Annotated in this window: 14 protein-coding genes; 9 read left to right on the forward strand and 5 right to left on the reverse strand. The window is 40.0% G+C overall.

Features of this window, described 5'->3' with window-relative positions:
- Positions 1-73 precede the first annotated feature (73 nt).
- The 4 genes from Q0212_RS03935 to hslV all read right to left on the reverse strand — a co-directional run bounded on the left by Q0212_RS03935 (position 74) and on the right by hslV (position 3,162).
- Positions 74-787, reverse strand: coding sequence for a hypothetical protein (locus Q0212_RS03935; RefSeq protein ID WP_297922531.1), 714 nt, complete (start codon positions 785-787; stop codon positions 74-76).
- 49 nt (positions 788-836) lie between these two features.
- A complete protein-coding gene (locus tag Q0212_RS03940) occupies positions 837-1,091 on the reverse strand; it encodes a hypothetical protein (protein WP_297922534.1) in 255 nt (84 codons plus the stop codon).
- 171 nt (positions 1,092-1,262) lie between these two features.
- The gene (gene hslU, locus Q0212_RS03945) at positions 1,263-2,627 is read right to left on the reverse strand and encodes an ATP-dependent protease ATPase subunit HslU (RefSeq protein ID WP_297922536.1); all 1,365 of its coding nucleotides are present in this window, start codon (positions 2,625-2,627) and stop codon (positions 1,263-1,265) included.
- A 10-nt stretch (positions 2,628-2,637) separates the two neighbouring features.
- Positions 2,638-3,162: an ATP-dependent protease subunit HslV gene (gene hslV / locus Q0212_RS03950; RefSeq protein WP_297922539.1), complete on the reverse strand. Its 525-nt coding sequence runs from the start codon at positions 3,160-3,162 to the stop codon at positions 2,638-2,640.
- A gap of 125 nt (positions 3,163-3,287) precedes the next feature.
- Between hslV and Q0212_RS03955 the strand changes: the two genes are divergently transcribed.
- From Q0212_RS03955 to Q0212_RS03975, 5 genes are all read left to right on the forward strand, one after another.
- Positions 3,288-3,638, forward strand: a complete 351-nt coding sequence (locus Q0212_RS03955) for a RidA family protein (RefSeq protein ID WP_297922542.1) — start codon at positions 3,288-3,290, stop codon at positions 3,636-3,638.
- A 423-nt stretch (positions 3,639-4,061) separates the two neighbouring features.
- Complete coding sequence (locus Q0212_RS03960) at positions 4,062-4,310, forward strand: hypothetical protein (RefSeq protein WP_297922545.1); 249 nt, start codon at positions 4,062-4,064, stop codon at positions 4,308-4,310.
- A gap of 56 nt (positions 4,311-4,366) precedes the next feature.
- The gene (locus Q0212_RS03965) at positions 4,367-4,666 is read left to right on the forward strand and encodes a type II toxin-antitoxin system HicA family toxin (RefSeq protein WP_297922548.1); all 300 of its coding nucleotides are present in this window, start codon (positions 4,367-4,369) and stop codon (positions 4,664-4,666) included.
- On the forward strand, positions 4,641-4,982 hold the full coding sequence (locus Q0212_RS03970) for a type II toxin-antitoxin system HicB family antitoxin (protein ID WP_297922551.1): 342 nt from the start codon (positions 4,641-4,643) through the stop codon (positions 4,980-4,982). Before Q0212_RS03965 ends, Q0212_RS03970 begins: the two co-directional genes overlap by 26 nt.
- A 137-nt stretch (positions 4,983-5,119) precedes the next feature.
- On the forward strand, positions 5,120-5,512 hold the full coding sequence (locus tag Q0212_RS03975; protein WP_297922554.1) for a PDDEXK nuclease domain-containing protein: 393 nt from the start codon (positions 5,120-5,122) through the stop codon (positions 5,510-5,512).
- 141 nt (positions 5,513-5,653) lie between these two features.
- Here Q0212_RS03975 and Q0212_RS03980 read toward each other — a convergent pair whose 3' ends face one another.
- Entirely contained in the window at positions 5,654-6,013 is a 360-nt protein-coding gene (locus Q0212_RS03980; RefSeq protein WP_297922557.1) for a helix-turn-helix domain-containing protein, read from the reverse strand.
- Between the two features lie 666 nt (positions 6,014-6,679).
- Here Q0212_RS03980 and Q0212_RS03985 point away from each other — a divergent pair.
- The 4 genes from Q0212_RS03985 to Q0212_RS04000 all read left to right on the forward strand — a co-directional run.
- Positions 6,680-8,074 (forward strand): DUF3696 domain-containing protein, encoded by a 1,395-nt coding sequence (locus Q0212_RS03985; protein ID WP_297922559.1) that lies wholly within the window; start codon positions 6,680-6,682, stop codon positions 8,072-8,074.
- Positions 8,071-8,592: a hypothetical protein gene (locus tag Q0212_RS03990; protein ID WP_297922562.1), complete on the forward strand. Its 522-nt coding sequence runs from the start codon at positions 8,071-8,073 to the stop codon at positions 8,590-8,592. The genes Q0212_RS03985 and Q0212_RS03990 overlap by 4 nt, the downstream gene beginning before the upstream one ends.
- Positions 8,592-9,290, forward strand: a complete 699-nt coding sequence (locus Q0212_RS03995) for an RNA ligase family protein (RefSeq protein ID WP_297922565.1) — start codon at positions 8,592-8,594, stop codon at positions 9,288-9,290. Before Q0212_RS03990 ends, Q0212_RS03995 begins: the two co-directional genes overlap by 1 nt.
- 480 nt (positions 9,291-9,770) lie before the next feature.
- Positions 9,771-10,337, forward strand: a 567-nt coding sequence (locus Q0212_RS04000) for a transposase (RefSeq protein WP_297922568.1), incomplete at its 3' end; no start/stop codon positions are given.

Raw genomic sequence — 10,337 nt, forward strand, 5'->3', positions numbered from 1 at the left:
TCTTGTAGAAGGAATCCTCGCCCTCGGTTACTGAGCTTAGTCGAAGTATTGAGGGTGGGGAGGATGTCAATTTTTACACTTGGTAGGGATTAGGTTCGTTGTTATAGATTTTGTTCATAATCGCTTCTTCTTTATTAATGAACATATCTAAAAACTCTTGTGCAGATCCCATCGGGCGCATGGCAGCAAAACCGCGATCTAAGAAATCATACAATGCCCCCAAACCTGCTAAGTGCAATGGTTTGCTAGCAATTTTAAAAGTGGCATAAATAATACGGTTTTTAACGTATTTGTCTAAACCCATGCCTAATTCACGCGCCAAAGCCATTTGTTGAGCGCGTTGTTCGCGCGTACCACAATGACGATAAGCATCAGCCATATTCTCTTCAGTAATTTCGCTAACTTTTAAGTGTTCAAACAAATAACCAGCCACTTGTTCATCAAGCTCGCCTGTAATGGCATTTAGCTCTAACGCGACAGCAGCAGTGCGCATGACTGAGTCGGGTAATAGACGAGTGGTGGTGGGGAGGGCACGTTCAATTTCATTGGCTAAGGAGGTTAAATCTAAGCCACCATACATATCACTCAAAAAGAAGTTGGTGACTGCTTGATAACGTTCATCCTCTAATAAATGACCATGAGTGCGCGTTAAACGAGCCACTTGCCATTTTTGAACAGCATTAAACCACTCTTTAAATTGTTCATCAGAATGACATCGCCAAGCACGATAACGAGCGAGGTCATAACGGAGAATGCCTTCAGTAGTGGTGATTTCTTCGCGTTTCATGGTTAAACCTTGAGCTGAGGATGAAATTGATTGCATGGGATTACTGGGCTTAGGCAAAATAATTGCGAATTTTATCTTCAATAATCGACATTGGGGCTAATAGAGGTTTGTCAGTAATGGTGATTTCTAAATTGCCATTTTTAACTACATATTTACCTTTTACTGCACCAACAGGCGTTTTACCAGAAAATTGGCCATTATTGGTATCGCCAGAAAATTGACCGCCTTTATTGCTGATGGTTGTTTTTACGCGATCTAAAGTCGCTTCTAAACTATCTTTAGGAGTAATCGTAAAGCTAGACATAATTGAACCTAAATATAAAGAGATTTTTAATATGATGAGGATTATGGATACCTTACCTCAAATAAGGGCAGGTCATTTTAACAAAAATTCATTAAAAAGTAGAATGTTTTAGTTTTCTCTCTAAGACCTTGGCGTTTAGAGAGAAAACTAAAGGTTGTTGACGTAGCAAAATTATAAAATAAAGCGACTTAAATCTTCATCTTGCACTAAATTGCCTAATTGTTTGTTGACGTCTTCAGAACTTAAAATTAAGACATCACCTTGACGTTCTGCACCCAAATCGCCTGCATTATAGGAAATTTCATCTAATAAACGTTCTAACACGGTATGTAAACGGCGTGCGCCAATATTTTCAGTACGTTCATTGACTTCAAAGGCCACTTCAGCCAAACGTTGAATACAATCTGGACTAAATTCAATATTTAAGCCTTCGGTTTTTAGCAAAGCTTTATATTGTTCGGTTAAAGAAAAGTGAGGTTCGGTTAGAATTCGCTCAAAGTCAGAAGGCGTTAAGGCATTTAGTTCAACACGAATCGGCAAACGCCCTTGAAGTTCAGGAATTAAATCGGAAGGCTTAGCTAAATGGAATGCACCAGAAGCAATAAATAAAATATGGTCGGTTTTAATCATGCCGTATTTGGTGTTAACCGTACAGCCTTCAATGAGTGGTAATAAATCACGTTGTACGCCTTCACGCGACACATCTCCGCCGCCATGTGATTCACCACGACGACAAACTTTGTCAATTTCATCAATAAAAACAATGCCATTTTGCTCAACAGCGGTCACGGCTTTGGTTTTGATGTCATCTTCATTCACTAGTTTACTGGCTTCTTCTTCTTTAAGACGCTGACGAGCCTCTTTGATTTTTAAACGTTTGCTACTTTTTCGGTCTTTATTAAGATTGCTAAACATTCCTTGTAATTGGCTAGCCATATCTTCCATACCCGGTGGCGCCATAATATCAACACCAATAGAAGCTTGCGAAACCTCAATTTCAATTTCGCGATCGTCTAACTCACCTGCTTGTAGTTTGCGTCTAAACAATTGACGTGTGGCATTATCAGTTTTTTCAGAAGTTTGCACAGTATCTTTATCCCAATCACTGCTTGCTGTGCGAGCAGGGCGTAATAAAGCGTCTAAAATACGTTCTTCAGCGGCTTCTTCGGCACGATAGTCGGTTTTTTCCATGGCGGATAAACGTTCGTTTTTAATCGCAACTTCCATTAAGTCTCTGATAATGGTTTCAACATCACGACCAACATAACCCACTTCAGTAAATTTGGTGGCTTCGACTTTTAAAAAAGGTGCATTGGCTAATTTTGCTAAACGACGTGCAATTTCGGTTTTACCCACGCCAGTTGGGCCAATCATTAAAATATTTTTGGGCGTAATTTCATGGCGTTGGATTTCATTTAATTGCATACGGCGCCAGCGGTTACGTAAAGCAAGGGCAACAGCACGTTTAGCAGCATGTTGACCGACAATGTGGCGATCTAATTCGTGAACAATCTCGCGCGGAGTCATCGTACTCATGGTTGCTTCCTTAAAACTTTAACACTTCAATAATGTGATTATGGTTGCTATACACACAAATATCGCCAGCAATTTGTAGGCTTTTTTTGGCAATTGCTTCTGCATCTAAATCGGTATTATCACTTAAAGCGCGGGCAGCCGCTAAGGCATAATTGCCCCCTGAACCAATGGCTAACACTCCATGCTCAGGTTCTAACACGTCACCTGTACCAGTAATAATAAAAGAGGCATTTTTGTCAGCCACAATTAACATCGCTTCTAAACGACGTAAGGTGCGGTCGGTACGCCAGTCTTTGGCTAATTCAACTGCAGAACGGATTAAGTTTCCACCATGTTTTTCGAGTTTTGATTCAAAATGATCAAATAAGGTAAAAGCATCGGCTGTGCCACCTGCAAAACCTGCTAAAACTTGATTATGATACAAACGGCGAACTTTTCGTGCAGTTCCTTTAATCACGGTATTTCCTAAAGAGACTTGGCCGTCTCCGCCCAACGCGACGCTATTGTTACGGCGTACACAGACAATGGTTGTCATGACTGTTCCTATTAAAGCAAGATATTTCTACTAAGATAGGGACAATTTGAGGTATTTCAATATAAAGCTTAAGGCTTTATGCTGTTTTATGTGTAATTTGTGGGCTAATTGGCAAGGGTGAAAAGATGATTAAACGTTTACATGTGGCAACACGTTATAGCGAAGCAGCTATTCATAATGGGGTGGTTTATTTGGCAGGGCAAGTGCCTAATGATGTAACTCAGGATATAGAAGGGCAAACAGCCGAAGTGTTGACAATGATTGATGATTTATTGGCACAAGCAGGAAGTAGTAAAGATCATTTGTTAACAGTGACTATTTATTTAACGAATATGGCCGATTATGCAGGCATGAATAAGGTGTGGGATGGGTGGTTAAATCAAGGCTTTGCGCCACCACGTGCTTGTGTGCAAACATCTTTGGCAAACCCGTTGTGGAAAGTGGAAATAGTGGTGGTGGCGGCGCAGCTTAGATAAATATCAACAAAAAGCCTAGATTTTTCTAGGCTTTTCAAGGGTTTGATTGGGATGGCGACAATCGAAATGCCCTCTAATTTATTGAAATTACTATGTTTTATTTTGTTACAAAATACAGTTACTGTGCCTGTTACCGTAACCAAAACAGCCAAAATTTTTGTTCAAAAAGAGCTTTAGATTTCTTTGTACTATCGTAGCACAAAATCATTCACATTGGCGTTAAATTCAGAAGCAGGGGTCTTTATTTAAACCATCTTTGAATCAACTTTTTACTGTACAGCCACAGACCCCGAGCTTACAATTGCAAAAAATCATGTGCCAAGACCTCGTTTTGAGGCGAATGTAAAACTTGCTGAATAGGCTTGCATTGCACAGTTATGTCTAAAGAAAACTTGTAGATGTCACAGTAAGGCTGGAGTGCGCGTGCTTTGGATCGTCAAATCAGCACACTTTTTTATGAACGCCTGTTATCAAGCCAAAGACCAGTCAGCCGTAAGAGCAAAAGCAGTTACGCTGATTAATCAGCATGCACCAAACGATCCACGCGATTTTATTCGTGACCCTTATATTATTGAGTTTATTGGTGCTCAGCCGAATGCGACTTTTTATGAAAAAGAGTTATGCGTCTATTTCGGAATTATGCCTATATTCAATTCATACTTTAAATATTGACATAGTATCTTTTTTTGATACTATCATATTGATGAAGCCATAATAAAAGAAAAGCGATGAAGCGTAAACATATTAAAACTCTCGCCGCTATCTTTGCGCGTCCAGTATCAAGCAATGTGCAATGGCGAGATGTAGAAGCCTTGTTTAAAGCATTGGGTGCAACCATAGAAGAGTGTGAAGGTTCACGAGTTGCTGTCATTTTGTTTGGACAAGTGCAGGTCTATCACCGTCCGCATCCATCGCGGAATACTGACAAAGGAGCTGTAGCTAGTATTCGCCGTTGGTTAGAAACCAATGACACCACCCCCGAATCTATTAAGGAGCAAACAGATGATGAACAATCAAATGATGATTAACGGTCATATTGCTGTGATTAGCTTTGACCCTGATGTTGGCTTATTTAGAGGCGAGTTTGTTGGCTTAAATGGTGGTGCAGATTTTTACGCTGATAGTGTGGATGGGCTACACAAAGAAGGTGAAGCATCACTTAAAACCTTTTTAGAAGTTTGCCAAGAGCAAGGTTTAGAGCCATACAAGAATTTTTCGGGAAAGTTTATTACTCGTGTACCTCCGTCTTTACATGAGCGTATTGCAGCCGCTGCAACAGCGGCAGGTATGAGTCTTAATCAATGGGTACAAATTGCGCTAGAGCGTGAAGCGACTCATAGTTAAAGTTATTCATTGGCTATATCAAACGCATAACTCGTGCGTCAAGTGTGATAAGCACCCAGCCGATTATGGGGCAGTTTTGGGATTCATTGATTACTGAGTTTCTGTTTATTTTGCTCTAGGGTGCTTGCATCTTACGCGTGCTGTTAGAAACCAACTTAATCGAGCAATTACAGTCCTTTTTGCTGGAACTAGGTAAAGGCTTTGCTTTTGTCGCGCAGCAAAAACACTTACGTGTTGAGAGCGATGATTTTTTTGTCGATTTGGTTTTTTACAATTATTTGCTCAAGTGCTTTTTATTGGTTGACCTAAAGGTGGGTAAACTTACGCATCAAGATGTTGGTCAGATGGATATGTATGTTCGTATCTTTGAGGAGCAATACCGAGGCGAAGGCGATAACCCGATATTAGGGTTAATTCTTTGTTCTGAGCGCAACGAGGCTGTGGCCAAGTATTCGCTAGTCGTTATCGTGCGTTTTTACCTTCCGAGGCCGAGTTACAGGCAGAGTTACAACGTGACCGTGCCGTGTTAGAAAATGCCAGTCCAGCAGGTGATGTACAGTAAGCGATATTCAAGCGTTAATTACTGAGCGTGTTACGGCCATGTTGAAAGCCGACTAAATAAGCAATCACTTGGCCATGTAAGCTAAGCTTAAGAATATTGACCTTGTCACTCACTCATTATCTCCAAACAAAAATTGCCAAGGATTATCTGCAAGTGCGCTGCCAGAATTAGCTTCTTCAAGCGTTGAATGACTAAGCGTCTTCTTAATATTGACGTGATTATCTGTTGGCTTATGATGCGGTGATTGCTCAAGTATGGCTAAAACTGCCGTGAGCTTTTCTTTAGGAATGAGCATCAATTCACTATTCAGCCCTTTAGCAAGCAACTCAAGGGTATCTAATCGAGGATTTCCTTTGGATTCTAGATGTTGATATTGTTGACGTGACATACCCACACGCAACAGCATATCGTTTTGTTTAAAGCCCACTTCAAGACGGCGTTCTTTGAGTTGTTGCAGTAAATTTTTCATAGACCTGTCAACAAATAAGTTGCTTTTTTTGATGATGAAATAATAGTAGTGTGACTTTTCTACAAAAGCAATTTATATATTGCTTTTTTGATGGCCTTGTGTTTTGTGGGCTTAAAGTGTTACTGAGCTTGAGTTGGTTGGCGAAAGGAATGAGTCGATTCTATTCTATTACATGTATATGCTTATTAATATTTATCATGTTTTTAGCGCGAAAAACACGATAAATGAATTGCTTATTTTTTTAGAAAAATATGTTTAGATATGAGGTAAGCGTTTTATATGGCGCAGTTTTGATGTGAAAGTGGCGCAGTTATGGCGCAGTTTTAAATATAATGTCATTCAGACTGGCATATTTTAGATAAGTTGCACGTGCTATTAAATGTCAAGATTAAATTAATCAAATGAGTATCTTCTAATGAGCAGTATCATGAAGCGAGCTAAATCAATTTAAATCAGTCATTGGAGCCTGTATAAATTAAACTGTGTCAATGAAGCAGAGCAGTAGCATTTCCAATATATAGTAACAATATCACCAAAAGCCTCATAAGTTTTTGAGAAAAGTGTTTGTTTACGGCTTGATAGTCGTCAAGAGGATGGGCTGTTGTTTACTAAGCGTATAGGTGTGGAAGTTAAGCTACTAGCTATTTAGATAATGAGAAATTAATCATGTTGACCGAATTTAGAATAAAGAATTTTAAAGCATGGCAAGATACTGGTGATGTTCGGTTGGCACCACTCACGGTAATTTTTGGTGCCAATAGTGCTGGAAAGAGCAGCTTGGGACATTTATTGTTAGCACTCAAGCAAACTGTATTGTCGGTAGATCGCAAACGGGCATTACAGTTGGGTGATGAAAATTCGCTGATTGATTTGGGAACTTTTGCTGAATGCTTACACAATCATGATATTGAGCAGCAGTTAAAATTTAATTTGGGTTGGAAGTTGCCCACAAAATTGGAAGTAAAAGATCCAATCACACAAACTCGGTTTGTTGGAAACGAGTTGAGCCTTTCAGTAGCCATGAAAAGTGATGTAAGAGAACAGCCTATTGTTCAGAAGTTGAACTATTCCTTGAAAGAAGAACAAAAGCCAGTTCTTCAAATCGCTTATACGAGTGACGGCAAAAACAAGCTGGAGCTTACTTCGGAAGAGTATAAATTTGTCAGAACAACAGGTAGGGTGTGGAAGCTTGATGCACCAGACAAATTTTATCGTATTTCAGATCAAAGCCGAGCGCGCTTCCAAAATGCCGATTTTTTGTCAGATTTTGCGTTGCAAACTGAGGCTGCCCTCAACAGTGTTTATTATTTAGGCCCTTTACGCGATCATCCCAAACGTATTTATTCTTGGTCAGGTGAAACACCAGATAGTGTAGGACAACGAGGTGAGTTTGCGATTGCAGCAATTTTGGCTGCCAATGCTCAGGAGCGTAAGCTCAGTCGTGGTTTTAGAATGAGACAATACCGCTTTGATGAGTTTATAGCACAATGGCTAAAAGATTTAGGCATTATCGAAAGCTTTGTTGTCAAGCCTGTGGCCGAAGGTCGGAAAGAGTTTGAGGTTTTGGTAAAAACCCATGCCAGTGCCAGTGAAGTGAAGATTACCGATGTGGGTTTTGGTGTTTCTCAAGTTTTGCCAGCATTGGTTCAGGCCTTTTATTGTCCTTTTGATTCGACTATATGGATGGAGCAACCCGAGATTCATTTGCATCCACAAGTACAGGCTGAATTGGCGGACGTATTTATCTCTGCAACACAGGCACGTGAAAATGGTAAAGAGCGTAATGTTCAGTTGATTGTAGAAAGTCATTCTGAACACTTTCTTAATCGCTTGCAACGTCGTGTAGCGGAAGGTGTGGTCAAGCCAGAAGATGTTGCTGTGTACTTTTGTAGGCGTGCGGGTGCAACGACAGAGCTTGAGCCACTGCGGTTGAACATGTTTGGTGAAATTGAAAATTGGCCAGAAAACTTTTTTGGTGACGAAATGGCAGACATAGCTGGTCGCACATTGGCAGCAGTACAGCGTAGAAAAGAATTAAAAGCCAAAGGACAGGATAAATGAACAAGCTAGTCATTGATACCAATGTGTTGCTAGTGGCAAATGAGCAACATCATGATGTATCTGATGAGTGTATTGAGGAGTGCATTCGTCGATTGCGGACTATACAAGAATCTGGTATCACAATAATTGATGATGGTTACCGAATTCTCGGTGAATATCAAAATAAGACACGACTCAATCCACCCAAGGGCGTAGGTGATGTTTTTTTGAAGTGGTTGTTGCGTAACCCACAAAGGATAGAGTCGGTTAGCTTGAATGAGACCGCACAAGATTGTTTTGTAGAGTTTCCTGATTCTGTATTGGAACCTTTGTTTGATGCACCAGATCGTAAATTTGCCGCCGTCGCATACGCTCATCCAGACAAACCTCCTATTCTGCAAGCAGCTGATTGCAAATGGCTGGATTGGTGGCCAGTTTTAAATACCAAAGGGGTGCGAGTCGAGTTTTTGTGTCCAACAGACGCTTGTAAGTTTTACCAAAACAAGTTCCCTAATAAGGCAAAGCCTGAGTTACCATAATGTCTGACTTCTTCCGTTTTCCACACACACCACACTTAGCTTGGTTGGCAGTAGGTACACCGCGCGATGACAAAGTCCTGTCTTCTCAGGAAGTAGCAGCATTACTTGCTGGGGATGTCGTCGTGGAAGAAAAATTAGATGGAGCCAACCTAGGGATTTCATTAGATACAAAAGGACAATTGCGGAGTCAAAACCGAGGGCAATACCTGTCCGAACCCCATGCAGGTCAATTTTCCCGTTTGCCTGCATGGTTAGCCCAGCATAGGGAGGCCTTGTATTCCGTACTCACCCACGATTTGATTTTGTTTGGCGAGTGGTGTGCTGCACGCCATTCGCTCGACTATGCCGCACTACCAGATTGGTTCTTACTGTTTGATGTTTATGACCGTTCTGTTGGCCGCTTTTGGAGTACATCAAGACGCAACATACTAGCGCATAACACAGGATTATTGACAGTACCACAAGTAATGCACGGTAAGTTCACATTGGCTGAATTGAAGACAGTAGTGATGGATACGCCAAGCCACTATCGTCAGGGGGCTTTGGAGGGGGTGGTGATTCGTTCTGAGTCTGCTGATTGGTGTGAGAACCGTGCTAAGTTGGTTCGCCCTGACTTTACACAATCGATCGAAACCCACTGGCGCAAACGCACGATTGAGTGGAATAGAGTTGACTATTCAGCAAATATTTCGTCATGAATCCACTGCAACTGGCCATTATAGAAAAAATAGGAAACTATAATGACTTTAAACATGTAATTGTTTTTTAAACACTTTATTTGGTTGGAGCTTGTCATTTCTTGGGTAATTAGGTCTATGGCTATTGCTGTCGTGTAGAAGAGTTCAAGCTGATTTAAAAAAATTAGTATGACTATGATTCTTCCAATACATCTAAACAATCATCAATATTTGTCATGTTTTTAGCGCGAAAAACACGACAAATGAATTGCTTATTTTTTAAGAAAAATATACTTAGTGATGTGTGAGCATTTTATATGGCGCAGTTTTGATGATGGAGATATGAGAAATGGTGAAGTGCTAATAAAAGTTACTTAATGAAGTCATCGATTCATCTAATGTCTAATAAAGTTGTGTAGTGATGGTAATGTCAGGGGACTTGATATAATTTAAGTGGGAGCTTATTTGTTAACACAGTCATCATGCTTGAGATTCTTTTATATGTCAAAAAAAAATCTTTCTGAAGAGTTAAAACAACAAATCGTTAACGAATGGATTAATGGTAAAAAAACAATTGCACAGCTTGCCAAAGAGCATGGTTGCTCTGAGCAAAGCATTAGAAATTGGGCTAAAAAAAATATAATAGATACTTCAGTTTGTGATAAGACATCTAGTCAATTAGGCGTAGATATACCAGCCAACAGAGTGTCTGAATCCATCGTATATTCACTGACTGCTGCTGCTGTTGAGATAAAAGTTAATAAAAAGCAATTAATTCACTATGCAATTTTGGGAAAAATATCGATTTATGCTGAAAATACAGACTGTTATTATCTAATAGATCGAGTCCAGTTAGATGATTTGGCACAATATTACAATCCAAAAAATTGGATGAATTGGAGTGACAGTCCTCGAAGGGATTATAAAAATAGTTGTACAGTCCCGTTACTACTTTCGTTGGAGCTATCTGACTATCAAGAAATCTATCATTATGGGGCAATAAATAAATCTAAATTTAGTCGCATTTCTACAAAAGAATATGTTATCGATGGGGAGAAAAAAGAGCAG

This window comes from uncultured Agitococcus sp. (assembly GCF_937920075.1).
In the GTDB taxonomy this organism is placed as follows: Bacteria; Pseudomonadota; Gammaproteobacteria; order Pseudomonadales; family Moraxellaceae; genus Agitococcus.

Coding starts and splice junctions, on each gene's coding strand:
- Q0212_RS03935 (WP_297922531.1), bottom strand. CDS start 787: ATGAAACGCGAAGAAATCACCACTACTGAAGGCATTCTCCGTTATGAC.
- Q0212_RS03940 (WP_297922534.1), bottom strand. CDS start 1,091: ATGTCTAGCTTTACGATTACTCCTAAAGATAGTTTAGAAGCGACTTTA.
- hslU (WP_297922536.1), bottom strand. CDS start 2,627: ATGAGTACGATGACTCCGCGCGAGATTGTTCACGAATTAGATCGCCAC.
- hslV (WP_297922539.1), bottom strand. CDS start 3,162: ATGACAACCATTGTCTGTGTACGCCGTAACAATAGCGTCGCGTTGGGC.
- Q0212_RS03955 (WP_297922542.1), top strand. CDS start 3,288: ATGATTAAACGTTTACATGTGGCAACACGTTATAGCGAAGCAGCTATT.
- Q0212_RS03965 (WP_297922548.1), top strand. CDS start 4,367: ATGAAGCGTAAACATATTAAAACTCTCGCCGCTATCTTTGCGCGTCCA.
- Q0212_RS03970 (WP_297922551.1), top strand. CDS start 4,641: ATGATGAACAATCAAATGATGATTAACGGTCATATTGCTGTGATTAGC.
- Q0212_RS03980 (WP_297922557.1), bottom strand. CDS start 6,013: ATGAAAAATTTACTGCAACAACTCAAAGAACGCCGTCTTGAAGTGGGC.
- Q0212_RS03985 (WP_297922559.1), top strand. CDS start 6,680: ATGTTGACCGAATTTAGAATAAAGAATTTTAAAGCATGGCAAGATACT.
- Q0212_RS03990 (WP_297922562.1), top strand. CDS start 8,071: ATGAACAAGCTAGTCATTGATACCAATGTGTTGCTAGTGGCAAATGAG.
- Q0212_RS03995 (WP_297922565.1), top strand. CDS start 8,592: ATGTCTGACTTCTTCCGTTTTCCACACACACCACACTTAGCTTGGTTG.